We start from the raw sequence: 25,985 nt of genomic DNA on the forward strand, positions 1-25,985 counted from the left end.
GGGTTAACGCCAAATGAGTCAGAACGTTTATATTGGAATGACTCTAAAACCGTGGCCAATTTTACTTGACCACTACACTGTCTCAATACTCACAAGTGAGTACATGGAAAAGGAATTACATGTTTCAGGAAGATATAGTGAAGGCCTAGTTCAAAAGGGATTCCTTTCAAAGCGAGTGAGCTTGGATGACCTTCTGGAAAAAGGTCCACAGGCAGAAAAGGCAGCGCTTGCGGCACTACTGATGGGCGTCCTTTTGGCTTTTATGATTAATAGACTTAAAAATGACTTGGGAGGCTCCAGAAGTGTCAATAACTCAGCTTTTATGCTTCTCCATAATGAGCTAATTGAAGAGGCTGAAACGATCCTAGAAAAAGACATGTATCAACGAGGTTCAACCGCGTACGAAATGGCTAATTTGGGACTGTGTAAAGCGTTAACGGGAGATAAAGATGCTTCCGAAAAATATTTTTCCGCGGCCGAGCTTTACTCTACATCAAAACAAATTAAGGCACTTGTTGCGTTTAATCGAGCTATTGTAAGTTTTGAATCTGATAAATTTGATGATGCTAGACATTATTTCGAAAGTGCAGCTACCCTTGCAAATCGGAGAATTAAACTCTACGTAAAATGCAGCAAGTTTGGTTTCAAGCTTGCTGCACACTTTCCAGAGTTTTCTGAGTTTTTACCATCAAAAGCTAAGGGAAAGATCGGACAGGCATAATTCTTTCTGAATTTACAGTCCATACAGCATCGACAGGAGTTCACCTCCCCTCGGAGTTGCCGCAGGGCATTTGCGTTCGTTGCGTGAGCGAGGCATGGATGCCGAGATAGCGTCAGTCGAATCAGGGACGAGCGTCTGACGCGATAGCATAAGAACGCTTAATGCCCAAGGGGCTTTCAACTCCGTTAGGGGCGTCTTGGAGCATCCAAGGAGGATAGGACGAGCAGTCCTCCTTGGTCGGGTGTGGGGTGAAGCCCCACGATTTTCTCGGCCGAAGGCCGCAATTCCTTTGTCGGTTATGCCGCATCAAAAATCAAATTGTCGCATTACGCGACAATAAAAAAGCCACTGTAATCAGTGGCTTTTATACTAAAAATCAGAATCTAAGCGATTCTGCTTAGTCCAGACTTGGTTCTTCGCTGTAATCGATACCGTGGTAGCTCAGGCAAGCGTCGACTTCGTTGCTGCTGCCTAGGATGACAGCAACACGTTGGTGAATTTGTGTTGGTTGAATATCCAAAATGGTTTCATAACCGGTAGAAGCCTTACCGCCAGCTTGTTCGACTAAGAAGGCCATTGGGTTGGCTTCGTACATCAAGCGCAGTTTGTACGGTTTTTTAGGATCTTTATTGTCGGTTGGGTAAGTGAAAATACCACCGCGAGATAGCACGCGGTGTACATCGCCAACCATGGCCGCAATCCAGCGCATGTTGAATGATTTTTCGCGTGGGCCAATTTTACCGAGCAGTAAATCGGCAATATAGGTCTGCATTGGCGCTTCCCAAAAACGTTGGTTCGACATGTTAATGGCAAATTCGGCTGTGTCTGGGCTAATGCTCATGGCGGCATTCGTCAGTAAAAACTCATTGGTTTCTGGGTGCAAAGTAAACAGTTGCACACCTTGGCCTGTGGTTAATGCCAGCATGGTCGATGGACCATAAAGTACATAACCTGCGGCTAATTGTGCGCGGCCAGATTGTAAAAAGCTGGTTTCAGTCAGCTCGCCAGCAGGGGCTGGCAGGACGGAGAAAATGGTGCCGACTAACGAGTTGATATCGATATTAGATGAGCCATCAAGTGGATCGAAACACACCAGATATTGACCATTTTGGCTGACTTCAACCACATGATCTTCTTCTTCCGACGCTAAACCGCGCACTGTACCGTCAGCTTTTAAGGCATCTTTGAGCATGTCGTTGGTGATGATATCCAGTTTTTTCTGGGTTTCACCTTGGACGTTTTCTTGTTCAGTCGCGCCTAACACGCCCGCAAGTGCACCGTGGCGAACGGCATGGCTAATGGCTTTTGAGGTGTCGGCTAAGGTTAAAATTAGGTGGGAGAGGGAGTCGTTCACTGCCTGTGAGGTCAGGTGCTGGGCCAGAGTCTGCATGTTATGTCCTTTAAGGGTTCAACAATGAGGTCAATTTCGTTATTTGCCGCGAATGATAACTCAGTTAGTCGACAATTTCAGCGATGTTGCTGATGCTTTTAGCGAATATTAAGGCTTTTAGGGATTATTTGGATTGAGCTTGGCGCAAGGGCCTAATTTGTATCGGCATATTGCATGCTCTTTCTATTTATAGGCGGCCTCTGGCACAATGTCGGCTTGTTTTTAATCGCTGACATCTTAGGCGATTATGCTCCCAAGGAATAATAATGATTAAAAATAGGTTAACTTGGTTCCCTGCGTGCTCACTTAAGGTGCGCGCCGTTCCCCTACTGATAGCGAGCCAAATGGCCATGATTTCGACAGCTATGTTTTCAATTACCCCAGCTTATGCAATGGAAGGCGGCAAACTGCCACTGACGATTGAGCGAATGAATGCCTCGCCCGCATTAGCGGGCACCAGTCCCCGTGGTTTGAAATTGTCACCCGATGGTCAGCGTGTCACTTATCTTGCGGGCCGTAAAGACAATCAAAATTTTTATGATCTCTGGCAGATGGATGTAAAGACGGGCAAATCTAGCCTATTGCTCAATGCCGATAAGTTGGCAAGCAATGAATTATCCGATGAAGAAAAAGCCCGCCGCGAGCGCCAACGTATTTATGGTGAAGGCATTATGGAGTACTTTTGGGCCGATGATAGCCAAGCGCTATTAATTCCGGCTGCTGGTAATCTGTATTACTTTTCATTAGTGGATAACAGTGTCAGCCAACTTCCCATTGGCGAAGGGTTTGCCACAGATGCGCGCCTATCGCCCAAGGGACATTTTGTGTCTTTCGTGCGGGATCAAAATCTGTATGTGTTAGATCTGGCGACCAAAAAACTCCAAGCTATGACAACCGATGGCGGCGGGGCGATTAAGAATGCCATGGCCGAGTTTGTCGCTCAGGAGGAAATGGATCGCATGACAGGTTATTGGTGGGCGCCCGATGAATCGGCTATCGCCTTTACCCGTATCGATGAGTCCGGTGTCGAGCAAGTAACCCGTAACGAAATCTATGCTGACGGTATTAAACTTACTGAGCAGCGCTATCCCTATGCCGGCAAAAACAATGTCGACATCGCCCTCGGTGTGGTCACGTTAAAAGATAAGGTTATCAATTGGGTGAAGCTGCGCGAAGAGAACAGCGAAGACAATAGCAAAGATATTTACCTGCCGCGGGTCGATTGGCTGCCCGATAGCAAACATTTGTCGTTCCAGTGGCAGAGTCGCGATCAACATAAGCTAGATTTGCAACTGGTGGCGTTAGATTCACTGACTAAGCCAAAAACCTTAGTGAAAGAACGCAGTAACGCTTGGGTGAACCTCAATAACGATCTGCACTTTTTAAAACAGCAATCGGCTTTTATTTGGGCATCTGAGCGTGACGGCTTTAATCATCTGTATCTTTTTGACTTAAAAGGCAAACTTAAAACCCAATTGACTCAGGGCGAGTGGGCTGTCGATGCGTTGGAATACATAGATGAAACCGCTGGTTGGGTATATTTCACTGGCCGCAAAGATACGCCAATCGAGAAACAACTTTATCGCGTGCCTTTAGCTGGTGGCAAGGTTGAGCGGGTAAGCAAGCAAGCGGGCATGCACGATCCTGTGTTTGCCGACAATCAAAGTGTGTATCTGGATTATTTCAATAGCTTATCTCAGCCACCGCAGATCAGTTTACACGGTGACAAGGGCCAGCAACTGGCTTGGGTTGAGCAAAATGAAGTCAAGCAAGGCCATCCTTTATATGACTATGCGGGTCTGTGGCAAATCCCTGAATTTGGTGAACTGAAAGCCGAAGATGGCCAAGTGTTACAAACCCGTTTATTCAAACCTGTTCCCTTCGATGCGAGCAAGAAATACCCTGTCGTAGTGCGGGTTTACGGTGGGCCGCACGCACAGTTAGTGACCAACAGTTGGAGCGAGCAGGACTACTTTACCCAGTATCTGGTGCAACAAGGCTATGTGGTGTTCCAGTTGGATAACCGCGGCAGTGCCCACAGGGGCACAAAGTTTGAGCAAGTGATTTACCGTCATTTGGGTGAAGCTGAAGTCAAGGATCAAAAAGTGGGAGTGGACTATTTACGGAGTCTGCCATTTGTCGATGCCGATAATGTAGCGATTTACGGCCACAGCTACGGCGGTTACATGGCCTTGATGAGTTTATTTAAGGCGCCGGATTACTTTAAAGCCGCGATTTCGGGTGCACCTGTAACCGACTGGAGCTTATATGACACCCATTATACTGAGCGTTACTTAGCCCATCCTGAGGGGAATGAAAAAGGTTATGACGCCAGCAGCGTGTTCCCTTATGTGAAAAACTATCAATCGGGTCTGTTGATGTATCACGGCATGGCCGATGATAACGTCTTGTTTGAAAACAGCACTCGGGTTTATAAGGCGTTGCAGGATGAAGGGAAATTATTCCAGATGATCGATTATCCTGGATCTAAACATTCGATGCGTGGCGAGAAAGTACGTAATCACTTATATCGCTCACTGGCAGATTTCCTCGATAGGCAGTTGAAAAACGCCAAATAGCAGGCATAAAAAAACCAGATCCTAGGATCTGGTTTTTTGAATCGATTCTTATCAAACCAATTAATGCGGATGTTGCTTAGCGGATTAGCCTTCTAAGTTACCGCAAAAACGATAGCCTTCACCGTGAATAGTCGCGATGATTTCTGGCGTATCTGGTAAGCTTTCGAAATGCTTACGGATACGACGGATAGTCACGTCTACAGTACGATCGTGTGGCTTAAGTTCACGGCCAGTCATTTTCATCAGTAGATCGGCACGAGTCAAAATTTTGCCTGGGTTTTCAACAAAGTGCAGCATAGCGCGGAACTCGCTACGTGGCAGTTTGTAAGATTCACCCTGTGGGCTCACTAATGAACGGCTGTTGATCTCTAAGCTCCAATCATTGAAGCGGTAGTATTCTACTGAGCTCTTTTCTTCGACTTCAGCGCCAGCGCTGTTGACACGAGTCAGGAGGTTACGAGCACGAATCGTTAATTCACGTGGGTTGAACGGCTTGGTAATATAATCGTCCGCGCCAATTTCAAGTCCAAGAATTTTGTCGACTTCGTTGTCACGACCTGTCAGGAAGATAAGACCGATGTTGTTGATTTCACGTAGTTCACGTGCCAACAATAGACCATTCTTACCTGGCAAGTTAATGTCCATAACGACCAAGTTAATTTTGTTTTCCTGCATAGCCTTATGCATTTCTGCGCCATCATTGGCCTCAGTTACCACATACCCTTCTGCCTCGAAAATACTTCTCAGCGTGTTACGGGTAACGGCTTCATCTTCAACGATCAGAATGTGCGGATTTTGCATATTATTTACCTAAATTTTAATCAGTTTATACTAACCAATAAGAGCAACTTACTTCGGGCTCTTATATTCATAAAAGCGTTGATACTTCCTTGAACTGCTTTGTGCTCAAAAGGAAAATCTTTACGGTGACATCTATATCTGGATGTAGATTAAGTGCACGTTTAAGTGTAATACGAGAAAACGTAATCAGTATCAACTTCGATAAGCAATAGTTAGAATAAGTTCCTTAACTATTGTTTTTTTAAATGTTTAAAAGACAAATCAAATGTAGAACAGATTTTAAACAGATGCCCGGTCAGTTCACGTTACTTTAAGCGATATATGTAACAAACTGTATTGAACGATAAGCATCTTGCTCAATCTGTTTCAACTCACCAGTACGTACATTGTACTCGTTTTAGTCATTTGTTAACAAATGAAATGTTAATAAATTTTAGGTGGGCAGGGGTTTTTACCATGATATTTACTTTAGCTATTGATTAGTATAACTAATGTATTTCTTATTCCTGTGAGCCAGTTCACGCCTCTTTGGATTTTACAATCACTCTGCTACACTAGCTTGGGTTCATTTTTCGACTAGACTACCAATGGACAATACGACTCAAAATTTGTGGCAATGTTACCAAGCGCCGTTGTTTTTGCTGACTCAAGCATTATCCTGTGATTTTTCCTTTGCTGTTATTACCGCTCATAATCCCGCTTCAAAGCTTCTCTCTCCTAGCCAAAACCGTTTACTCGATCGCCAACTTCTTCGTGAAATTGAATTACTCGGTAGCCCTTATCGTGCTTTAGTGGGCGCTGCACCGGATTTATCCCACATGGAAAAAAGTTGGGCCGTGTTTATCGATAGAACGATGGCATTGCAATTGGGTAAGAAATTTAATCAATATGCGATTTATGTTGTCGAACAAGGGGATGTGAGTTTAGTGCCTTGCACCTTGGATGGGCATGATGAAGTGTGTTTAGGCAAATTTAGAGATTATGTGCAGCTGGTATACGAGCTACCCGATTTGAACACTTAGTTGTTTTCAAAAGATTTTATTTAAATTGTTCATTTGTTATGAAATTAGCATTGACTTCATTAGGGGTTTATTGCTACTTTTTTCGTCCCTTTCCTAGGAAAGGAACAGAAGAGGAGCGTTAACTAGGTAGTCGGTCAGAGGAGCACAAACTCCAGCGATGACTGATGAGGGAGATTAACGCCGAGGCATAGATATGGTTGCTGCATGTTTATGTCGGTCGCTCAGGCTGAATCCTGACGATTGTCACCTGTAATTGGTGGAGAGCTTCTGGTGACGATTGCTGTTTCCCTTCTTTTGGGGTGCGTTATCATTGAGCACCAGGCTCTTCGAACGAAGTCAGTTCGGAGTGTGATCATGTTAGTTAATCAATATCTTATTCAATCTGTGTTTATTTGTTGCCCTACGTGTTTCACGGAGGTGAGCTAATGTCCCTCGTTGTCGCAAAATTTGGTGGCACCTCAGTTGCCGACTATAACGCTATGAATCGCTGTGCCGACATAGTGTTAGCTAATCCTCATTGCCGTTTAGTCGTGGTCAGCGCTTCGAGCGGCGTGACGAATCTACTAGTGGAATTGACCCAAGAATCGATCAACGACGATGGCCGATTACAGCGATTAAAACAAATTGCCCAAATTCAATATGCGATTTTAGATAAGCTCGGTCGTCCTAACGATGTGGCCGCCGCATTAGATAAATTATTGAGTCGCATGTCAGTATTGAGTGAAGCGCTCGCATCACAACGCAGCAAAGCGACCATGGATGAGTTGTTGTCCCTCGGTGAGCAATGTTCTTCAGCGTTGTTTTCGGCGGTGATCCGTGAGAAAGGTGTCAACTCAAGTGCCTTCGATGTGCGCCGAGTGTTACGTACTGACAGCCACTTTGGCCGAGCCGAACCTCAGGTCGAGCAGATTGCGACTCTAGCTCGTGATTATCTACAGCCACTATTAGCGGAACAAGTGATTGTCACGCAAGGCTTTATCGGTGCCGATGAAGCGGGACAAACAACAACGTTAGGTCGTGGTGGTAGTGATTATTCTGCTGCACTGTTAGCTGAAGCGTTACGCGCCTCAGCGGTAGAGATTTGGACCGATGTCGCTGGGATTTATACAACGGATCCTCGTTTGGCGCCCAATGCCTTTCCGATTGCCGAGATCAGTTTCAATGAGGCTGCCGAGATGGCGACCTTTGGTGCCAAGGTATTGCATCCAGCGACTATTCTTCCTGCCGTTCGTCAGCAAATTCAAGTGTTTGTGGGTTCAAGTAAAGAGCCTGAAAAGGGCGGAACTTGGATCCGTCATCAAGTGGAAGATGCGCCCGTATTCCGCGCTGTGGCTTTGCGCCGCGATCAAACCCTATTAAATCTTCACAGCTTGCAAATGTTGCATGCGCAGGGCTTTTTAGCGGAAACCTTTGCGACATTAGCGCGACATAAGATCAGTGTGGATTTGATTACCACATCAGAAGTGAATGTGTCTCTAACCCTCGATAAAACCGGTTCAGATTCAAGTGGTCAAGGTCTGTTGAGTGAGGCATTGCTGCAAGAATTATCACAGCATTGTCGTGTGCGAGTTGAAGATGGATTGGCCTTAGTGGCGATTATCGGTAACCGCATCGCGACGACGCCGGGTATTTGTCGTCGTGTGTTTGAAGTGTTAGAACCACACAATGTGCGGATGATTTGCCAAGGTGCCAGCCCACATAATCTGTGTGTGTTAGTGGCAGAGTCGGAAGCGGCGCAAGTGGTTAAATCGCTGCATCAAAATCTGTTCGAAGGCGTTTAGTATGTTGCCGACAACATCGTCTCTGCAAATCGGGGAGCTTGCCGCAGGGCAAGCACTCACTTTGCCTATCTACCATTTCAAACCGAGTGACGATAAGGCGACTGGCCCCAAAGTGTATATTCAGGCCAATGTCCACGGTGCTGAAGTACAAGGTAATGCGGTGATTTATCAGTTGATGAAGCAGCTTGAACACTATGACATCCGCGGCGAAATCACTTTAGTGCCGCTTGCCAATCCCCTTGGGATCAACCAAAAAAGTGGTGAGTTTACCCTTGGCCGATTTGATCCTATTACGGGCGCGAATTGGAATCGTGAGTATTTGAATCATGCAATCGATTTACCGACTTGGTATGGGGAACATGCCAAGCTGAGTGATAGCGAGCTGATACAAGCCTATCGCAGTACTTTGGTTGAAGCCTGTCAGCAAAAATTGCGTCATGAATGGGGCATCACCACGGGTCATAGACTTGCGGTTAACCTGCAGATTATGGCCCATGGCGCGGATATAGTGCTCGATCTGCACACAGGACCTAAGTCTTGTAAGCACTTGTATTGTCCTGAATATGACTTAGCTGCTGCGCAGTTTTTGTCGATCCCTTATACGCTCATTATCCCCAATGCCTTTGGTGGCGCCATGGATGAGGCTGCGTTTTGTCCTTGGTGGCAATTGAGTGATTTTGCAAAATCTCAAGGGCGCGATTTAGGAGTTGCAGTGTCAGCGTTAACCTTGGAATTGGCGAGCCAAGAGCGCGTCTGTCTTGAGGATGCGTTGGGTGATGCACAAGGGATTTTGGCATATTTAAGCCACCGAGGCGTGATCGCTGAAACCGTTGCGCCCGCTAAAATGCAGCGCTTTGGTTGTTACCTTAAGGACTATAAAAAGTATCACGCGCCAAGTGCTGGATTAGTGGAATACCTCGCGCCTGTGGGTGAACCACTGGCAGCGGGGCAGCCCTTAGTGAATTTGCTGCGAATGGATTTATACGGTACGGCGGATGAGCTAAAAACGGTTAGTTTGTCGCAGGACTGCGTGCCGATTTTGCACTTTGCTTCGGCATCAGTGCACCAAGGAACTGAGCTTTATAAAGTGATGACCAATGTGTTTGAGCTGCCGACATTTCAGCCTAAATCATAAAAATTAGCTCGTAAGCATTAGCCCATAACAATTAGCTTATAGGACTGAGAGAAAACAACGCCAATCCTAATCGATTTGCTTTGTTGTTTTAAGGTGGCTATAACCACTTAAATCGATAAAACAGTGCCATTTGCAGGGCGACGAGTGAGATTAATATGCCGCAGAAGGTGGCGAAGGCCCAAGTGTTGTCCGCGCCCGGTATCCCGCCAATATTGACCCCAAGTAAGCCTGTTAAAAAGCCTAGCGGTAAGAAGATTGCTGACACTAAGGATAAGAAGTATAAGCGTTTGTTGAGTTGCTCCGACTGCTGACTGAGTAATTCTTCTTGAGTCACATTGGCTCTATCGCGCAGGGCATCGAGATCTTCAATGGTGCGGATAAGTTTATCGTTTGTTTCCCTCAGTTTGAGTCGCTCAGTATCTTTAAATAGGCTGAATTGCTCGGAAATCATTTTCGAGAATGCTTCGCGCTGTGGGGCTAAATAGCGGCGAATGGCTACAGTTTGACGGCGCAGTTCGGCGATATCGGTACGTAAGTCTTTCACATTGCCTGAGACGACGAGCTCTTCTAAATCAGAGAGCTGTTCTTCCAATTTATCAATAAACTCGACTTTACGATTGGTCAGTCGCTCGCAGATTGCGACGATAAAGTCCCCCGTAGTTGTAGGCCCATTTCCCTCAAGGATCAGCTCGGCGACATCTTTGACCGACTGTAACTCGCGATCGCAGGTGGATATGATCCGCTGTTTATCGGCATAGATACGCACGGCCACCATGTCTTCGGGAGCTGAATTGGGGTTGAGGTTAACGCCGCGTAATGCGAGTAATATGCCTTCACCTGTAATCACAGCACGGGGACGAGTGTCTTGGGCGAGTAGGGCATCACTTTCGACCTTAGGCAGACCGCTATTGAGTATCCAGTGGCGTGCCTTTTTATTACGATAGCGAAGGTGTAACCAGAGTAGGCCATCCTGAGGATCCCATTTTTCGATCTGTTCTAGGCTCAAGGTGGAACCCGCTTGGGCGCCGCTGAGCACTAAACTGTAGATAAACCCTTCGTGCATATCGCATTCCATTTAACTTTCAAAATCATTCAAACAAACTAACTGATTTTGTCATGAAAATGAAGTCAGTACTTATGCTTAACGACATGAGACAAACGTAAATTGACATAAATTTGATGTGCTGAGGGATGCAAGCAACTTAGCCAAGGATAGGTTAAAATTAGCATTAGTAGGCTTAGATCAAAGAGACAATAAAATGGAATACGAATTTCGGCGTAACAGTTTAACTGGCACTTTTGGGGCTAGCTTTAGCATGGATCATGAAGTGCTTGGGCAATGGTTTACGGAAGAATTAGGGACTGAGTTAGCTAAAATTCAGCAAGTGTTGGGTGTGATAAAAGAAATTCAAGCCGATAAACGAGGTTCATGGCGTCTTGTTGGTAATGATTTTACCTTAGAGTTAGAGCGTGAACAGGCGCGAGTCTTTGCCAATACCTTAGGCTTTGAGCAAGAATATGAATTAGAAGAGGCTATGTCACTCTATGATGCTGAGTCAGAAGCTTATTGTGGCCTTGAGGATTTTGAGCAGGCGCTATTGAGTTGGCAGCAATTTATTGAGAAAGGTTTGTAATCATTTATTTAATCTCTATTTGATAAAAACATAAAGGCAATCATGGGATTGCCTTTATTGTTTGCGCGATACCAAGCTTATTTTCGTATCTTTAATTATTTAGGTAGCGCACCGCCATTTCGGTTCTCGATTTAGCATTGGCTTTACGCAGTAGGTTTTTCACGTGCACTTTAACTGTGCCTTCACTAATGTGTAAATGCTCTGAAATCATGCGATTACTTAAGCCTTCCGCCAGTTGCTGTAGAATTTGCAACTCCCTTGGGGTCAGGCTTGAAATCCATTCTTGTTCATCGGTCGCATCTTTAAGTTCGTAAAGGTATTCCTCTACTTCATCGCTGATCACCCTATGGCCAAGCATGGCATTTTTGAGTTTTTCGAGCAGCAAATCTGGCTCAGTATCTTTGAGCAAATAGCCGTCGGCTCCAGCGCGAAGTAAACGGATAACATCCTGTTTTGCATCTGAAACGGTGAGAATTACTATGCGTGAGGTAACACCTTCTTGGCGCATGGCGTTGAGGGTATCTAGGCCTGTCATGCCTTTCATATTCAGATCGAGCAATATGATGTCGGGTTCATCGGTGACCACTGCGGTTAATGCGTCTAAACCACTACCGGCTTCGCCAAATAGGCTGAAGTCAGGATCTGAAGCGATGAGCTGGCAGATGCCTTTGCGCAAGAGGGGATGGTCATCGACCACTAGTACTGAATAAGGTTTACCCATTTGAAGGCTCCTGTTGAGATGGGAAAATAAGCGTCACTCTAGTGCCACTTGACCCCTTGCTGTGCTGCATAAGGTTTAATGGGCTGTTAGGGTTGAGTGCGTCGTCTTGTGCATTGCATCCTTGCTCAGTCGTGGTTGCCATAGCAGGTTTAAATCTCTTTAAATCATTGTCGCTGAACACGACTTTACCTGAAAGCTTACTGGCTCGTTCATGCATTATACCTATGCCAAAATGTTGATCTCGTTCTTTTAAATGTCCAATACCTATGCCGTTATCACAAACATCAATATTGACCATACCCTCGTCATCCTTATAGCAATGGATGTTAATGAGGCTGGCCTCAGCATGTTTGATGGCGTTTAACGTCGCTTCTCGCGTGATCTGCAGTATGTGGATGTGTTGCTTTGCCTCTAGCCATTGTGGCGCAAGTTTATAGTCTAAGGTTATCTTTATATTCGTCTTTGTCCTGAGTTGCTCAAGCATAGCCTCTAAAGCACTTTTTAGATCGGGCTCTTTAATTGTGAGCCTAAAGGTGGATAGTAACTCCCTGAGCTGCACGTAGGCAGTGCTTACACCTTCGTTGATTTCGGTTAGCTGCGCCTCAACGATTGGACTGCGGCAACTGCAATCTAAGTTTTTGCGTAATAAGCTAATTTGGATTTTTAGGAAAGATAGCACTTGACCTAAAGAGTCGTGCAGCTCTCGGGCAATTACGCCACGTTCCTCCATTAGCGCCAGTTGCTGTCTTTGCTCTGTGGCATTGTGGATCACGATTGAGCGCGTCAACATAATTGCGAAATTGTTAAACAAGGCGATATTGGGTGTTTGGTCGGCAATTAACTCTAAATAGCCTAAATTAGCCTGCTCAAATTGCAGTGGGAAACGGGTGCTCTCTTGAGTCATATCTGGCCAACCGCCATCGGCCTCAATCACTTCTAACTCTTGCTCTGGGTATTGAATGATGAGTCTTAGGTAGTCGAGTGATTCATAGCCTTTTAACTGATTCAGCGCCGCCTTGAGAGCCTTGTAATCGAGTTTATTTGCGTTTAATGTCAGTAGGTTATCATATAAGAATGCCAGCTCGTTGTTGGCCCTTGTCAGCGCTAAGGTTTTTTCTGCTACCTGCGATTCTAAGTTGCCATAAAGCGTCGCGAGTTCCTTCGCCGTTTTTTGTAGGGCATGGGTCAGCGCTGTAAGTTCAATATATTCGGTCTCGGGCATTTCTATTTCAAAATTACCCTTAGAAATCGTGTTGGCCGATTCCATCAGTTTTTGCAGCGGGATCACCACTTTCTTCTTTGTAAAACGCACGGCCACAAAAGCGATAATGAGCATGACGCCTAAGCCTAATATTTGGCTGGCGGCAAGGAGCCTGAGTTTAAAGGCGGCGTAGTGCTCCATCTCAAGCACCAGTAAATCAATGGTATCAACAAAGTCCTTCAGTGAGGCGACATAATCGCGGGAGTTTTCTTGTTCTATGTAGTGTTTCATCACCAGCCATTTATCGATGACAAGCTGATATTGAGCGGCAATTTCTGGCGGACTAAACCAACTTTCCGAGGGCTTTAATGTGTCGGAATAGAGCGTATTTTCGAATTCGGTGATTTTATCCTGCGCAGCATCACTGCCTGAGTTGGCGTAAAACATTAACCGATAGCTTTGCATCCTCAGCGACCCTGAGGCATTAATCGCCTTGGCGTCGCCTAAGCTGTAGGACAAATTGATGATAGCAAAAGTCGATAAACTACTAGAGAGCAGAATAAGTACTAACATTAATCCTAAGATTTTTGAGGTGAGACTACCTCGTTTCATTAATCCGCTGTTCATTTTGATGGCCGCTGTTATGGCACTTTGCAGTGGTTTTTACATTAGAAAATAATGTAATACATTAACAAAAGTATAGAAATGTGAACAACAACACCTTTACATTTTGATCTAGCGCAAACTTCAACCTAGATACCCCCTAAGAGGTATATTTTTAGCAGGGTTAAATCACTAAGTTTGACCATGGAGATGTCGTGATTTACAACAATAATGCAACACGGAGATGAGATGATGAAGAAGATGACAGGTAAGTCCTTTGCACTGAGTGCACTGGTTGCCGCCAGCTTCATGGCAGCGGGCGCAATGGCGAGTGATAAAACAGAGCCTCGCAACGAAGTTTATAAAGATAAATTTAAGAATCAATATAATAGCTGGCATGATACCGCAAAGAGTGAAGAACTTGTCGATGCGATTGGGCAGGATCCTAATATGGTGATCCTGTGGGCTGGCTATGCATTCGCAAAAGATTACAACGCTCCTCGCGGCCATATGTATGCCGTGACCGACGTGCGTAATACCCTACGTACTGGTGCGCCGAAAAATGCGGAAGATGGTCCATTGCCTATGGCATGTTGGAGCTGTAAGAGCCCTGATGTACCTCGCTTAATTGAAGAGCAAGGTGAAGATGGCTACTTCAAAGGTAAATGGGCTAAGGGTGGCCCTGAAGTCACTAACACCATTGGCTGTGGTGATTGTCATGAAAAAGGTTCACCAAAACTGCGGATCTCTCGTCCTTATGTAGACCGTGCAATGGATGCTATCGGTACGCCATTTGATAAAGCTTCGAAGAAAGACAAGCAATCTATGGTGTGCGGTCAGTGCCACGTTGAATACTATTTTGAGAAAAAAGAAGACAAAAAAGGTTTCGTCAAATTCCCTTGGGATATGGGCATAACTGTTGACCAGATGGAAGTTTACTACGACGGTATCGAGTTCTCCGATTGGACTCATGCGCTGTCTAAAACACCTATGTTAAAAGCGCAACATCCAGAGTATGAAACGTGGAAACTGGGTATTCATGGTAAAAATAATGTCAGTTGTGTTGACTGCCATATGCCAAAAGTGACTAGCCCTGAAGGTAAGAAATTTACCGATCATAAAGTGGGTAATCCATTTGACCGTTTCGAAGAAACCTGTGCAACTTGCCATAGCCAAACGAAAGAATTCTTAGTTGGCGTCACTAATGAACGTAAAGCTAAAGTTAAAGAAATGAAACTGAAAGCGGAAGAGCAATTAGTCAAAGCGCACTTCGAAGCTGCTAAAGCGTGGGAATTGGGTGCAACTGAAGCTGAAATGAAGCCTATCTTGACCGATATCCGTCATGCTCAATGGCGCTGGGACTTAGCGATTGCTTCCCATGGTGTTGCTGCTCATGCTCCTGAAGAAGCCCTACGTGTTTTAGGTACTTCAGTGAATAAAGCGGCCGATGCCCGAGTTAAGTTAGCACAGTTATTAGCGAAAAAAGGCATCACAGATCCAATCGCTATTCCTGATATCTCTACCAAAGCTAAGGCACAAGCAGCCTTAGGTATGGATATGGATAAGATGAATGCAGAGAAAGAAGCATTCAAGAAAGACATGTTACCTAAGTGGGATGAAGAAGCGAAAAAACGCGAAGCCACTTATAAGTAGGTTTTAATCAATCGCGGTTGAGTTTTCAATATGAGCTAACCCCTCATGTAAATAAAAGCCCTCGCTGACTCAGCGGGGGCTTTTTTATGGAAAAAAATATCGAGTAATGTCAGGCGTTGGTCATGCTGGCTGAAGAAATACCACGGGCTAAGTCGCTATTTGATCAGTTTTAATAATGCCCTAAAGCGCTCGCCTTGGGCTTGATGTTGTAATTCAAATAATAGCGATTCCACGTTAGTTAATAAGGCGCCTCTGGCCGTCATCATCTGAATACCCAGTTTTTTATTATCGGCACTGCGTGACGAGACGCCATCTGCGACGAGATGCACCGAATATTGCTGTTCGATAAGGTCACAACAGGTTTGGTAAACACACACATGGGTTTCAATACCCGCGAGTATGACGTGTTTGCGATTCGTCTTAGTTAATGCCTTTGCAAACGCGTCACAGTGCCAGCCGCTAAAATGCTGCTTGGCAATGGGTGAGCTGGTTTTCGCAAGTAAAGTTTGCAGCTCAGGGCTAGTTGCTCCGAGTTTATCGGGTAGCTGTTCTAACCACAGTATTGGAATTTCAAATAATTGTGCGCCTTGGATTAAGGTCTGTAGTTGTTGATGCAGCTTGTCACTGTTATCCATGATTTGTGCAAGTTTTCCTTGCACATCGACGATAACGAGAACACATTCTTCTGGTTTTAACATCGGGCCTTCCTTCTGCGCTTGATGATTGTCTTAGTGATGATCTTCGCTTTTGTTTAAGAGCTTGTGTTGTGATGCTCAGATTTCATCTCGATTTACGCTTCCCCCAGTAGACCCTAATTTAACCTTGTTACCAATAGGCCTAAGGTCGAATAGCTGTCGCACTTAAACTGCTCACTAAAAGAGTGCATCGCACCAGTTAGTGCTCGATTATGGTGCATTTTTAACCTTAAAAAATAGTGTTAAACAATTTAAATCAATAATAATCAATGGATTAAATTGTTGGCCTAATGATTGAATTACCTTTGATACAAGTTAATAACAATCGCGTTTTTTTGGAGGTCAGGATGAAACTAGTCAGCGCTATCATCAAGCCGTTTAAGTTGGATGATGTCCGTGAAGCTATCGCCGGAATTGGTATTGAGGGCATGACGGTGACCGAAGTGAAAGGTTTTGGCCGTCAGAAAGGGCATACAGAGTTGTATCGCGGCGCCGAGTATCAGGTGGATTTTTTGCCAAAAGTAAAACTAGAAATTGCCACTAAGGCTGAAAATCTCGACATGTTGATTGAGGCCATTACCACTGCGGCCCATACGGGGAAAATTGGTGACGGTAAGATCTTCGTCGTTGATTTAGAACATGCTATCCGTATCCGTACGGGTGAACTTGATACTGAAGCGCTATAAGGGGCTGACAATGGAAGAATTAACGAAATTAGGCGGCACAGTCACTGAACTACGCTTTGCACTCGATACCTTTTACTTTTTGATTTCTGGCGCTTTAGTCATGTGGATGGCGGCGGGATTCGCCATGTTAGAAGCGGGTTTAGTTCGCTCTAAAAATACCACTGAAATTTTAACTAAGAACGTTGTGCTGTACGCGATTGCCTGTGTGATGTATCTGTTGGTTGGCTATAACATCATGTATGTGGATAACACTGAAGGTGGCTGGTTACCGTCAATTGGCACCTTAATTGGTTCACAATCAGCAGATGCGAGCCATGCATTAGAATCTGACTTCTTCTTCCAAGTTGTATTTGTGGCAACGGCGATGTCAATTGTCTCTGGTGCTGTGGCGGAACGGATGAAGTTGTGGGCTTTCTTGTTCTTTTCTGTGGTGATGACAGCGGTTATCTATCCAGTAGAAGGTTATTGGACTTGGGGCCAAGGTTTTATCGCTAAACTGGGCTTTGTAGACTTTGCTGGTAGCGGTATTGTGCATATGACGGGGGCGACCGCGGCGATTGCTGGCGTAATATTGCTCGGTGCGCGTAAGGGGAAATACGGGCCTAATGGTCAAGTGAATCCTATTCCAGGCTCTAACTTGCCAATGGCAACCTTAGGTATGTTTATTCTGTGGATGGGCTGGTTTGGCTTTAACGGCGGATCGCAATTAATGGTGTCGGATGCGGCGAATGCAAGCTCAGTGGCGAAAGTGTTTGTGAATACCAATACTGCAGCGGCTTTTGGTGCTATCTCAGCTCTTATCGTGTGTAAGATGATTTGGGGTAAAGCGGATTTGACCATGATCCTTAACGGTATTTTGGCTGGATTAGTGGCGATTACGGCAGATCCTCTCTCGCCTTCATTGTTAATGGCGGGTGTGATTGGTTTAGTGGCGGGCGGCGTGGTGGTGTTCTCGATTGTGGGCTTAGATCGCATTAAGATCGACGATCCCGTCGGTGCGATTTCAGTACACGGTGTGGCTGGTTTCCTTGGCTTAATGTGTGTGCCATTATCCAATGCCAATGCAACTATTACCGGACAGTTGACGGGCGCAGCGATCATTTTCACTTGGGTGTTCTGCTCGTCATTTGCTGTCTGGTATGTGATTAAGATAACCATGGGGATCCGTGTGACTGAGGAAGAAGAATACAACGGTATGGATGCTTCTGACTGTGGTATTGATGCCTATCCTGAGTTTGTTACGGTCAAAAATGCGGGCTGATTAAACTTGCACATTAATGCGTGATTCACCTTGATGCTTAGCTTGGATCGAGGGATAGTGAAGCAGAGCCTAGGCTCTGCTTTTTTATGGGTAATCACTGTGATTGAAGTTTAAGTACAGGGTCATAAGCTTAATTACTGAGCAATTCTGTTTTCTTGCATAAATTAAGGAGTGTTCTATGAGCTTGAATATAAAAACAATAGGTCAATTTTCGCGACTAAGTCTTATCGTCATTTCTGGCTGGATATCGGTTTCTGCCTTTGCAGGAGAAGTGATCGTTAATCGCTCAAGTGAGCCTGTCGATGCCTTTGCCGTGCGTGATCAAGTGCTCAAGGATTTTGAATGGCAGGAGTCGCTTCGTCGCCAGCAGCAAATCCAAATTCTGCAGGCTTTACCCTCAGGTTGCGTTACGGTCATGAAACCCTATCGACATTTTACCTGTGGAGAGCATAACTATCGGCCGTATGATTATCAGCAGCGTGAGTTATACATAGAAGTTGACCGACCTTCGCAATAGTTAATTCGTTAAATTATTTGCAATTATTTTCAATCGATCGCGATTATCATTTTTTGTAACCATTTTATGTCGTCTTTTTCGCCATTTGTAATAAGCTCAAATAGGAGCTAATGGTGTGGGAGGACGTATGTCGAAACTATTCCGAGCCGTATACTTGATTACGATCTTGAGCGTTGTATTCAGTCAATTGTTTGCTTGTAGCTCGACGACCATTGAGCCTAATCCGTCGGATCTTGAGTCGTTACTTGCCGATTCACTGTTTACCCCTGTGGCCGATATTCCTTCTGTTGCGGATATTTTTTATCTGCCACCCGAGGTCGTGACAGACGTAAAACGTCGTTATGGGATATACACTTTATCACACAATAACAACATGTTAGCCAATGAATGGTTAGCTAGTTATATCAATGCGAGTCAAACCAATAGCGCTAACATTGATTTTCGATATCAAGATAATCTGACCCAAATTGCCCGTGAAACCTACGCCCAAAAGGCGGGTAATTGCATGTCTTTAGTGGTCATGACTTCTGCGTTAGCGGACATATTGAATGTGAGTGCTGAGTATCAAGATATTGCGATAGAACCCGTATGGGATAAGCAAGGTGATTTCTATTTAATCAATGGGCATGTGAATTTACGCTTACTTCCACCTGAAAACGCACATTCAGTTTATGTGTCATCTACCGCAGTTTTAGTGGACTTTATGCCAGAGCGAGCTCTACGGGGATACGGTAAAACCCAAGTGGATCGGCAGACCTTAATCAGCATGTTTTACAACAATATGGCGGCAGAGTCTTTGGTGAACGGTGATTTAGACAGGGCCTATGCCTTGATTAAAGTGGGTTTAAAAGTCGGCCAGTTTGTTCCTTCACTCAACACGCTCGCCATTATTTACCGGCATAAAGGTGATGAAAAGCGGGCCGAACAGGTTTATCGCTATGCACTCAAGTTTGATGCGAAAAATCTGACAACGCTTTATAACTTAGCCTTGATTTTAGGGGAGCAGGGGCGGCTTGATGAATGGGCCGAAATTAATAAAGTGCTTGAATTAGCGCGAATACGTAATCCCTATTATTACTATGACATGGGGCAGCAAGCCTATGATGAGCATCAATACGACGAGGCCTTGGCTTGGTATCAAAGGGCGTTGGCAAAAGCGGATTATCGTCATGAGTTCTTCTTCGGTTTATCTAAAACCTACTGGGCGCTGGGGGACGAAAAGCGTGCCAAACTGAATATGGATAAAGCCTTGGCTTTGAGCCGAGATGAGTCAGAGCGTCAACGCTATCAGAGCAAGTTACAAGTCATGTTACAGCATTAGCATTTGCCCGCTCTTTTCTATAGAGCGCTGGCCATCAATTAAGCTTATTACGGGTAAACATCTTTGCTTGCTAATATAGGGCACCTAAATACACTTGCAGTAAATATGTTTATTCCTTTTTATCCGCCATATTCGATTTTGTTCATCAAGGCCGTGAGTTAGCTGGCATATTTGAATTTTGATTTTTTTTAAATATATTAAAACAATAAGTTATATTTGATTTTTTGAAATGGAGACAACTTGGTTGCATTGGCGCTTGAGACTCGATAAATTGAACTCAGTATTGCAGTTGAGATCCCTTATCGCAGCGATAGAAATAGCCTAAAACACCAGCGTTGGAGCAGTAAAATTATGTATTACCAAAATGATGACGTTCGCATTAAAGAAGTAAAAGAGTTACTTCCACCTATCGCGATTCTTGAACGATTTCCTGCTTCCGAAAAAGCCTCTGCGACTGTGTTTAATGCGCGTAATAGTATCCATAATATTCTGGCTAAGTCTGATGATCGTCTATTAGTGGTGATTGGGCCTTGTTCTATTCACGATCCCAAAGCTGCGTTGGAATATGGACAGCGTTTGGTCTCACTGCGTGAACGTTATAAAGATCAACTCGAAATTGTGATGCGAGTGTATTTTGAAAAACCAAGAACCACAGTGGGTTGGAAGGGGCTGATTAACGATCCTTACATGGATAACAGCTTTAAACTCAATGATGGTTTACGCACCGCCCGTAAATTATTAGTGGATTTGAACGATAGCGGTATGCCAACCGCGGGTGAGTTTCTTGACATGATCACCCCACAATATATGGCTGATTTAATGTGCTGGGGAGCCATTGGCGCCCGTACGACAGAATCTCAAGTACACAGAGAGTTAGCCTCGGGTCTTTCTTGTCCGGTCGGCTTTAAAAATGGTACTGATGGCACGATCAAAGTTGCTATTGATGCGATAGGTGCTGCCAATGCACCACACCATTTTTTATCTGTGACTAAGTTGGGCCATTCGGCGATCGTTTCGACTAAGGGCAATCCTGATTGCCACATTATTTTACGGGGTGGCCGCGAGCCCAATTATAGCGCGCCGCATGTCACTGAGATTAGCCAGCAATTGTTAAAAGCAAAGCTTGCCGACAACATCATGATCGACTTTAGCCATGCTAATAGTAGTAAAGAGTATCAACGTCAGTTAGTGGTTGCTGAAGATGTAGCTGGTCAAGTGGCGGCGGGAAATACTGCTATTTTTGGTGTTATGGTAGAAAGCCATTTAGTGGAAGGTCGTCAAGATCTTATTGAAGGTCAAGAGTTATGCTATGGGCAGAGTATTACCGATGCGTGTATTGGTTGGGATGATACCGAGCGTCTGTTAGCCATTTTGAACCAAAGCATTATCGAACGCCGTCAGGTTTAATTGTCTGCTCGAGCGAACATTAAGCCGCAACTATACCTGAGTTAGCCGTTAACGATTGCGGGTTAAGTAAAAACAAAGGCGCTATCCCGGCGCCTTTGTTTTATCTATTTATTGCTTATTTCAACAATGTATTCATTTGCTTTGGCTAAGCTACCAAAGGCGGCAATAAGGTTGTTTCTACCTTTATCTTGTATCTCTGGATTGCCTGATTCGATCATCATCCACACCCAAGTTTGGATCAGTGGTAATGGCGGGTATTGAACTTTAGCGGAATCCAACATAAAGCTTCCTTTGATCTTAATTTAATTTGTTTGTCTTAATGTTCTCGCTAGAACTTGGGCGTATGAATCGCAAAATCTAGCGCGTAGAGGTTAACAAATTCTATTGATTTGTATAACCGCCTCCATGGCATTTTGGGCAAAACTGCAAAAATAATCAACAGCAGCAACTTTGTGCCAAGCCTTCTTCCATTGCACTCTTATCCTCTTACATACGGCTCTGAGGTTAAGCAAAACGGTACATGCCTGAACACAAATCAGTATAAATTCATTTATTGTGAATACGCCAGTGTAATGCGTAAGTATGATGTTTTGGCTTTAAATACAATCAAAATAGCAGATGAGTATGTCGTGAATAAGTCTATTTGTCTGTCAGGAAAATCTGATTGATTTTATTCAGACTTTGCTAGTTTCGCTTAGCTTATGTCCGGTGTGAACTGTTACAATTGGCATAACTCATTCAAGGTTATGTCCTATGCGCCCAACGTTATATTTTGAAGGTCCAGTCGATAAATTAAACTGGCACGTCATGAAACTGCTTTGGCCTTACTTATTGGAATACAAAGGCCGTATTGCGTTGGCGATGTCATGCCTCATCATCGCTAAGCTGACCAGCGTGGCTCTACCTTTTATTCTGAAGCATTTGGTCGACACCTTAGATGCCGATAAAACCGCGCAAGCCCTCAGTGTGCCCGTAGGATTAGTGTTGGCCTATGGTGCGATTCGTTTACTGACGGCGATTACGGGGGAGATCCGCGATACCTTGTTTGGTCGGGTGACTGAGCGGGCGATCCGCCGTTTAGGCTTAGCGGTATTCGACCATTTACACCGACTGGATCTCGACTTTCATCTAGAGCGCAAAACCGGCGGCCTATCCCGTGATATTGAACGCGGCACCAGCGGCGTGAGTTTCCTCATGCGTTTTATGGTGTTCAACATAGTGCCAACCTTGCTCGAAATTGTCATGGTGATTGGCATTTTCTTCTATAACTACGGCATTGCGTTTGCGGCAATCACTTTTGTTGCTGTGCTGGCTTATATTATTTTTTCTGTGGTCGCGACCGAATGGCGTACTGAGTATGTACGTGATGCGGCCAAGGCTGACTCGTTATCGAATACCCGCGCCATCGACAGCTTGCTGAACTATGAAACGGTAAAGTATTTTAATAATGAAAAGTATGAGTCGCAGCGCTATGACCAAGCGCTTGAACAGTGGGAGATAGCTAAGCGTAAGAATCGTTTATCTTTGTTTGCGCTCAATGGTGGACAAGCTGTGATTATCGCTTTGGCTATGACTGCTATGATGGCGCTGGCGGCTTACCGAGTTACCTATGGCGATATGACCTTAGGTGATTTTGTGTTGATTAATGCGTTTATGATGCAGCTCTTTTTACCCCTTAACTTTTTAGGTTTTGTATATCGCGAAATTCGCGGCGCGTTAGCCAATATTGAGCGCATGTTTAGCCTGCTCGATAAACATCCTATGATAGTCGACTTACCCCAAGCACTCGATTTTCAACCCACTAAGGGTGAGTTGATATTTGAAAATGTTAATTTCAGCTACGATGAGCGGCAAATTCTGCGGGACGTGAGCTTTAAGGTTGAAGCCGGTAAAAAGGTGGCTGTTGTAGGTGATAGTGGCGCAGGTAAATCGACCCTGATTAAACTGCTATTTCGATTTTACGATGTGGACCAAGGTGCGATTAAAATCGATGGACAAGATATCCGCCATCTCACGCAAGATGCGCTGCGGCGTGCCATCGCTATCGTGCCGCAGGATACTGTGCTGTTTAACGATTCATTAGTCGAAAACATACGTTATGGTCGCCCAAGCGCGACGGATGAAGAAGTGCGTAATGCTATTAAATTAGCGCACTTAGAGCAATTTATTGCATCACTTGCCCTTGGTTGGGACACAAAGGTGGGTGAGCGCGGCTTAAAGCTATCTGGCGGAGAAAAACAGCGGGTCGCGATAGCAAGGGCCATTTTGAAGGGCTCGCCCGTGCTGGTGTTTGATGAGGCAACATCTTCACTCGATAGTCGCTCCGAGCAAGCTATTTTGTCGGCACTGCGGGAAGTCGCTAAGGGGCACACTAGCCTAGTGGTAGCTCATAGGCTATCGACCATAGTCGATGCCGATCAAATTGTGGTATTAAGCCAAGGAGAAATAGTTGAGCAAGGTAATCATCAGACTTTGCTGTTGGCAAATGGTCTCTATGCCAAATTATGGCGGATACAAAATGAGCAACAACATACTCATCTGAGCAGTTAATAGCGTAATACAGTTCAGTCTTTATTCAGCTTCGGCTCTCTATACTCAATGCCAACACATCAATCGGAAGAGATCTGGCATGGAAAATATTACACTGAGAGCTAATATTGAAGGCAAAGAAGAAAAAGTCGCCACTGATTGGTATGCCATCATGGCGACATTGAAAAAACGTGGTGTTGATTATGATTCGTTGCAACGTATTCATGCTGAATTGAATGCGGGTCTACTGGTGACCACTCGGCGACTTACCTTGGCGAAAGTCAATCCAGAAATGGTGCTGGCAGGTGTGATCCGCGATATGAACGCGCCGACAAGTGACTTTATGGGTATGCGTTAGGTGTGTTCGCTAGTGCTTTAGTACAGTTTAGGTGAGAACGTCCGAGAATAGAGGTGAGCCTCTATTCTTGATGCTCTAGAGAGACTCCAGAGATAAAATATGGCTGAATTAAGCTACGCCGTTCAGCTTCCCCGCTTTCCAACCTTCACATAAAAGATTCAATTTAGGTACTGACTCATCTATCAAAGTGAGTCGAATGATCTGCCCTTCGCGAAAACACACCAGTTCACCTTCGATCTCGGTTAGGCGATTACAGCTCTTACAGCTAGTGCTTACAGTTTTACTGGCGGGCAGTTGGCTTACGAAGCTAGATTTCAAAGTGTTTCCTTAAGTTCAATTGTGGGTAAGACATTTGAATAATGTCTCACGTCACGGATCTTACCTCTTTTGTGATACGCATTCAAATATACCTTATGTAAACCCTATATAAACGAAAGTTGTATTCGCCATTAACCGCGAGGGTTCGCGGCTACTTATCCATATGTGCATAGTATTTATCGAGTGAAATGGATAAACCGCTATCGAGCACAATTCGGACATGTGAAGGTTTGAGTTGTCTTGGTTCTGTCACTCCGCAAGAGTGCGCAATTAAGGCTAAGTCATGGTGTAAATTATGATTATAGTTAGCAACACGAGCCGATTTATCCCTAGGATCGAGTCCTTGTTGTAGCTTGGGATTGTGCGTTGTGATGCCCGTTGGGCAGGTATCTCTATTGCACTGTAAGGCTTGAATACAACCGAGGGCGAACATATTGCCACGGGCCGATGCGATGAAGTCGGCACCTAATGCCAAAGCCCAAGCGACTCTTGATGGCACTATGAGTTTACCCGAAGCGATGACTTTGATGCGTTTACGCAAACCTCGTTGGATCAAGACATTAACTAGGATAGGTAAGCTTTCCTTCAGTGGTAATCCGACATAATCCATTAAAGGTTGTGGTGCAGCGCCTGTGCCGCCATCGGCACTGTCTAAGGTAAAGAAGTCGGGGGCAGAGTCTTCGCCACGGCGTTCAATTTCATCACATAAATCTTCGAGCCACTGCACGTCACCGAGTACGGCCTTAATGCCTGTTGGTTTACCGGTAACTTCACGTACTCGTTCAACCATATCCAAAATATCGTTCACGGATTTGAATTCAATATGACCATTAGGGCTAATAGAGTCATAACCCTGAGGAATACCGCGAATATGGGCAATTTCAGCCGTGACTTTGATCCCAGGTAAAATGCCACCTTTGCCCGGTTTAGCTCCTTGACTCATTTTAATTTCAAACATTTTGACTTCGGGATGAATGGCTATCGACTTGAGCTTTTCATCGTCTAAATGTCCGTGCTCATTACGTACACCGTATTTGGCCGTTCCAATTTGAAAGACGATATCGCAGCCACCTTTTAGATGATAAGGGCTCAAGCCGCCTTCACCTGTGTTAAGCCAGCAACCCGCCTGCGCCGCGCCGTGGGAAAGGGCGGTAATTGCTGGGCGCGATAGAGCCCCAAAGCTCATGGCTGAAATATGACAAATGGCTTGAGTCGTATAGGGTTGGCGGCAATTGGTGCCAATTGTCAGTGGATGAATGGGTGTGATCTCTTCATCTTGGGTTGGGAAGGCGGTATTCATAAACATAATGGTACCGGCATTATCTAAGGGGCGAGTCGAACCAAAGGCGATAGTTCTATCAACATTTTTAGCCGCGCGGTAAACCCAACTGCGTTCTGCACGGTTGAATGGCAGTTCTTCTCTGTCTTGGGCAAAAAAGTATTGTCTAAAGAACTCGCCTTGTTTCTCGAACAGATACCGAAAGCGACCAATTACAGGATAGTTATGTCTTACCGCTTGTTTGGTCTGCATTTTATCTGCGATATACATGTAAATAACCGCGAGTACTGCGAGTCCTATTACAATCAAAAACAGCCCTGAAAATAGATCGAGTCCCCACATAAACCAATTGAGTTCACTCATGTTATTTATC

At 44.9% G+C, this 25,985-nt stretch carries 23 protein-coding genes and 1 riboswitch; of the genes, 14 read left to right on the top strand and 9 right to left on the bottom strand.

Features of this window, described 5'->3' with window-relative positions:
• Positions 1 to 103: 103 nt before the first annotated feature.
• On the top strand, positions 104 to 721 hold the full coding sequence (locus HGO26_RS08740; RefSeq protein ID WP_168824625.1) for a tetratricopeptide repeat protein: 618 nt from the start codon (positions 104 to 106) through the stop codon (positions 719 to 721).
• A 397-nt stretch (positions 722 to 1,118) separates the two neighbouring features.
• Here the strand turns inward: HGO26_RS08740 and HGO26_RS08750 are convergent, their stop codons facing one another.
• A complete protein-coding gene (locus HGO26_RS08750) occupies positions 1,119 to 2,111 on the bottom strand; it encodes a class 1 fructose-bisphosphatase (RefSeq protein ID WP_168824627.1) in 993 nt (330 codons plus the stop codon).
• Between the two features lie 266 nt (positions 2,112 to 2,377).
• Here HGO26_RS08750 and HGO26_RS08755 point away from each other — a divergent pair, with 266 nt between their 5' ends.
• Positions 2,378 to 4,690 (top strand): S9 family peptidase, encoded by a 2,313-nt coding sequence (locus HGO26_RS08755; RefSeq protein ID WP_168824629.1) that lies wholly within the window; start codon positions 2,378 to 2,380, stop codon positions 4,688 to 4,690.
• Between the two features lie 84 nt (positions 4,691 to 4,774).
• Here HGO26_RS08755 and arcA read toward each other — a convergent pair whose 3' ends face one another.
• Positions 4,775 to 5,491, bottom strand: coding sequence for a two-component system response regulator ArcA (gene arcA / locus HGO26_RS08760; RefSeq protein ID WP_006080127.1), 717 nt, complete (start codon positions 5,489 to 5,491; stop codon positions 4,775 to 4,777).
• A 587-nt stretch (positions 5,492 to 6,078) separates the two neighbouring features.
• Between arcA and HGO26_RS08765 the strand changes: the two genes are divergently transcribed.
• From HGO26_RS08765 to HGO26_RS08775, 3 genes are all read left to right on the top strand, one after another.
• A complete protein-coding gene (locus HGO26_RS08765) occupies positions 6,079 to 6,513 on the top strand; it encodes a DUF3293 domain-containing protein (protein WP_168824631.1) in 435 nt (144 codons plus the stop codon).
• A 100-nt stretch (positions 6,514 to 6,613) separates the two neighbouring features.
• A riboswitch (Lysine riboswitch) is annotated at positions 6,614 to 6,788 on the top strand.
• A 150-nt stretch (positions 6,789 to 6,938) separates the two neighbouring features.
• The gene (gene lysC, locus HGO26_RS08770) at positions 6,939 to 8,294 is read left to right on the top strand and encodes a lysine-sensitive aspartokinase 3 (protein WP_131525182.1); all 1,356 of its coding nucleotides are present in this window, start codon (positions 6,939 to 6,941) and stop codon (positions 8,292 to 8,294) included.
• 1 nt (position 8,295) lies between these two features.
• Positions 8,296 to 9,429 carry a succinylglutamate desuccinylase/aspartoacylase family protein gene (locus tag HGO26_RS08775; RefSeq protein WP_168824633.1) on the top strand — a complete coding sequence of 378 codons (1,134 nt, stop codon included), beginning with the start codon at positions 8,296 to 8,298 and terminating at the stop codon, positions 9,427 to 9,429.
• A 97-nt stretch (positions 9,430 to 9,526) separates the two neighbouring features.
• Here HGO26_RS08775 and HGO26_RS08780 read toward each other — a convergent pair whose 3' ends face one another.
• Complete coding sequence (locus HGO26_RS08780) at positions 9,527 to 10,492, bottom strand: zinc transporter ZntB (protein ID WP_131525184.1); 966 nt, start codon at positions 10,490 to 10,492, stop codon at positions 9,527 to 9,529.
• Between the two features lie 196 nt (positions 10,493 to 10,688).
• On the opposite strand from HGO26_RS08780, the gene HGO26_RS08785 reads away from it, so the two are divergent.
• Positions 10,689 to 11,063, top strand: a complete 375-nt coding sequence (locus HGO26_RS08785; RefSeq protein ID WP_168824635.1) for a YacL family protein — start codon at positions 10,689 to 10,691, stop codon at positions 11,061 to 11,063.
• A gap of 91 nt (positions 11,064 to 11,154) precedes the next feature.
• On the opposite strand, the gene HGO26_RS08790 is transcribed toward HGO26_RS08785, so the two are convergent.
• Together HGO26_RS08790 and narQ are read right to left on the bottom strand one after the other, a co-directional pair.
• Positions 11,155 to 11,784, bottom strand: coding sequence for a response regulator (locus HGO26_RS08790; protein WP_105250232.1), 630 nt, complete (start codon positions 11,782 to 11,784; stop codon positions 11,155 to 11,157).
• Positions 11,777 to 13,612, bottom strand: coding sequence for a nitrate/nitrite two-component system sensor histidine kinase NarQ (gene narQ, locus HGO26_RS08795; protein ID WP_168824638.1), 1,836 nt, complete (start codon positions 13,610 to 13,612; stop codon positions 11,777 to 11,779). Before narQ ends, HGO26_RS08790 begins: the two co-directional genes overlap by 8 nt.
• 225 nt (positions 13,613 to 13,837) lie before the next feature.
• On the opposite strand from narQ, the gene nrfA reads away from it, so the two are divergent.
• The gene (gene nrfA / locus HGO26_RS08800) at positions 13,838 to 15,241 is read left to right on the top strand and encodes an ammonia-forming nitrite reductase cytochrome c552 subunit (protein WP_113939112.1); all 1,404 of its coding nucleotides are present in this window, start codon (positions 13,838 to 13,840) and stop codon (positions 15,239 to 15,241) included.
• 155 nt (positions 15,242 to 15,396) lie between these two features.
• Here the strand turns inward: nrfA and HGO26_RS08805 are convergent, their stop codons facing one another.
• Positions 15,397 to 15,939, bottom strand: a complete 543-nt coding sequence (locus tag HGO26_RS08805; RefSeq protein WP_168824640.1) for a hydrolase — start codon at positions 15,937 to 15,939, stop codon at positions 15,397 to 15,399.
• A gap of 344 nt (positions 15,940 to 16,283) precedes the next feature.
• On the opposite strand from HGO26_RS08805, the gene HGO26_RS08810 reads away from it, so the two are divergent.
• The 5 genes from HGO26_RS08810 to aroG all read left to right on the top strand — a co-directional run bounded on the left by HGO26_RS08810 (position 16,284) and on the right by aroG (position 21,128).
• The gene (locus HGO26_RS08810; protein WP_028761800.1) at positions 16,284 to 16,622 is read left to right on the top strand and encodes a P-II family nitrogen regulator; all 339 of its coding nucleotides are present in this window, start codon (positions 16,284 to 16,286) and stop codon (positions 16,620 to 16,622) included.
• A 10-nt stretch (positions 16,623 to 16,632) separates the two neighbouring features.
• Complete coding sequence (locus tag HGO26_RS08815; protein WP_028761801.1) at positions 16,633 to 17,883, top strand: ammonium transporter; 1,251 nt, start codon at positions 16,633 to 16,635, stop codon at positions 17,881 to 17,883.
• 178 nt (positions 17,884 to 18,061) lie between these two features.
• Entirely contained in the window at positions 18,062 to 18,400 is a 339-nt protein-coding gene (locus HGO26_RS08820) for a hypothetical protein (RefSeq protein ID WP_168824642.1), read from the top strand.
• A gap of 127 nt (positions 18,401 to 18,527) precedes the next feature.
• Complete coding sequence (locus tag HGO26_RS08825) at positions 18,528 to 19,721, top strand: tetratricopeptide repeat protein (RefSeq protein WP_168824643.1); 1,194 nt, start codon at positions 18,528 to 18,530, stop codon at positions 19,719 to 19,721.
• 351 nt (positions 19,722 to 20,072) lie between these two features.
• Positions 20,073 to 21,128 (top strand): 3-deoxy-7-phosphoheptulonate synthase AroG, encoded by a 1,056-nt coding sequence (aroG, locus tag HGO26_RS08830; protein ID WP_131525191.1) that lies wholly within the window; start codon positions 20,073 to 20,075, stop codon positions 21,126 to 21,128.
• Positions 21,129 to 21,232: 104 nt separating this feature from the next.
• On the opposite strand, the gene HGO26_RS08835 is transcribed toward aroG, so the two are convergent.
• Complete coding sequence (locus HGO26_RS08835; RefSeq protein WP_105250227.1) at positions 21,233 to 21,409, bottom strand: hypothetical protein; 177 nt, start codon at positions 21,407 to 21,409, stop codon at positions 21,233 to 21,235.
• A 472-nt stretch (positions 21,410 to 21,881) separates the two neighbouring features.
• Here HGO26_RS08835 and HGO26_RS08840 point away from each other — a divergent pair, with 472 nt between their 5' ends.
• Positions 21,882 to 23,678 carry an ABCB family ABC transporter ATP-binding protein/permease gene (locus tag HGO26_RS08840; protein WP_168824645.1) on the top strand — a complete coding sequence of 599 codons (1,797 nt, stop codon included), beginning with the start codon at positions 21,882 to 21,884 and terminating at the stop codon, positions 23,676 to 23,678.
• 79 nt (positions 23,679 to 23,757) lie between these two features.
• The gene (locus tag HGO26_RS08845; protein ID WP_105250225.1) at positions 23,758 to 24,015 is read left to right on the top strand and encodes a hypothetical protein; all 258 of its coding nucleotides are present in this window, start codon (positions 23,758 to 23,760) and stop codon (positions 24,013 to 24,015) included.
• A 108-nt stretch (positions 24,016 to 24,123) separates the two neighbouring features.
• Here HGO26_RS08845 and HGO26_RS08850 read toward each other — a convergent pair whose 3' ends face one another.
• The gene (locus HGO26_RS08850; protein WP_105250224.1) at positions 24,124 to 24,333 is read right to left on the bottom strand and encodes a hypothetical protein; all 210 of its coding nucleotides are present in this window, start codon (positions 24,331 to 24,333) and stop codon (positions 24,124 to 24,126) included.
• A 151-nt stretch (positions 24,334 to 24,484) separates the two neighbouring features.
• Positions 24,485 to 25,975 (bottom strand): FMN-binding glutamate synthase family protein, encoded by a 1,491-nt coding sequence (locus HGO26_RS08855; protein ID WP_105250223.1) that lies wholly within the window; start codon positions 25,973 to 25,975, stop codon positions 24,485 to 24,487.
• Positions 25,976 to 25,985 lie beyond the last annotated feature (10 nt).

The sequence above is a fragment of the Shewanella oncorhynchi genome, from assembly GCF_012584455.1.
Classification (GTDB): Bacteria; Pseudomonadota; Gammaproteobacteria; order Enterobacterales; family Shewanellaceae; genus Shewanella; species Shewanella oncorhynchi.

Coding starts and splice junctions, on each gene's coding strand:
- HGO26_RS08820 (WP_168824642.1), top strand. CDS start 18,062: ATGAGCTTGAATATAAAAACAATAGGTCAATTTTCGCGACTAAGTCTT.
- nrfA (WP_113939112.1), top strand. CDS start 13,838: ATGATGAAGAAGATGACAGGTAAGTCCTTTGCACTGAGTGCACTGGTT.
- HGO26_RS08785 (WP_168824635.1), top strand. CDS start 10,689: ATGGAATACGAATTTCGGCGTAACAGTTTAACTGGCACTTTTGGGGCT.
- HGO26_RS08835 (WP_105250227.1), bottom strand. CDS start 21,409: ATGTTGGATTCCGCTAAAGTTCAATACCCGCCATTACCACTGATCCAA.
- HGO26_RS08740 (WP_168824625.1), top strand. CDS start 104: ATGGAAAAGGAATTACATGTTTCAGGAAGATATAGTGAAGGCCTAGTT.
- arcA (WP_006080127.1), bottom strand. CDS start 5,491: ATGCAAAATCCGCACATTCTGATCGTTGAAGATGAAGCCGTTACCCGT.
- aroG (WP_131525191.1), top strand. CDS start 20,073: ATGTATTACCAAAATGATGACGTTCGCATTAAAGAAGTAAAAGAGTTA.
- HGO26_RS08815 (WP_028761801.1), top strand. CDS start 16,633: ATGGAAGAATTAACGAAATTAGGCGGCACAGTCACTGAACTACGCTTT.
- lysC (WP_131525182.1), top strand. CDS start 6,939: ATGTCCCTCGTTGTCGCAAAATTTGGTGGCACCTCAGTTGCCGACTAT.
- HGO26_RS08825 (WP_168824643.1), top strand. CDS start 18,528: ATGTCGAAACTATTCCGAGCCGTATACTTGATTACGATCTTGAGCGTT.
- HGO26_RS08750 (WP_168824627.1), bottom strand. CDS start 2,111: ATGCAGACTCTGGCCCAGCACCTGACCTCACAGGCAGTGAACGACTCC.
- HGO26_RS08775 (WP_168824633.1), top strand. CDS start 8,296: ATGTTGCCGACAACATCGTCTCTGCAAATCGGGGAGCTTGCCGCAGGG.
- HGO26_RS08805 (WP_168824640.1), bottom strand. CDS start 15,939: ATGTTAAAACCAGAAGAATGTGTTCTCGTTATCGTCGATGTGCAAGGA.
- HGO26_RS08790 (WP_105250232.1), bottom strand. CDS start 11,784: ATGGGTAAACCTTATTCAGTACTAGTGGTCGATGACCATCCCCTCTTG.
- HGO26_RS08810 (WP_028761800.1), top strand. CDS start 16,284: ATGAAACTAGTCAGCGCTATCATCAAGCCGTTTAAGTTGGATGATGTC.
- HGO26_RS08855 (WP_105250223.1), bottom strand. CDS start 25,975: ATGAGTGAACTCAATTGGTTTATGTGGGGACTCGATCTATTTTCAGGG.
- narQ (WP_168824638.1), bottom strand. CDS start 13,612: ATGAACAGCGGATTAATGAAACGAGGTAGTCTCACCTCAAAAATCTTA.
- HGO26_RS08755 (WP_168824629.1), top strand. CDS start 2,378: ATGATTAAAAATAGGTTAACTTGGTTCCCTGCGTGCTCACTTAAGGTG.
- HGO26_RS08765 (WP_168824631.1), top strand. CDS start 6,079: ATGGACAATACGACTCAAAATTTGTGGCAATGTTACCAAGCGCCGTTG.
- HGO26_RS08840 (WP_168824645.1), top strand. CDS start 21,882: ATGCGCCCAACGTTATATTTTGAAGGTCCAGTCGATAAATTAAACTGG.
- HGO26_RS08845 (WP_105250225.1), top strand. CDS start 23,758: ATGGAAAATATTACACTGAGAGCTAATATTGAAGGCAAAGAAGAAAAA.
- HGO26_RS08780 (WP_131525184.1), bottom strand. CDS start 10,492: ATGCACGAAGGGTTTATCTACAGTTTAGTGCTCAGCGGCGCCCAAGCG.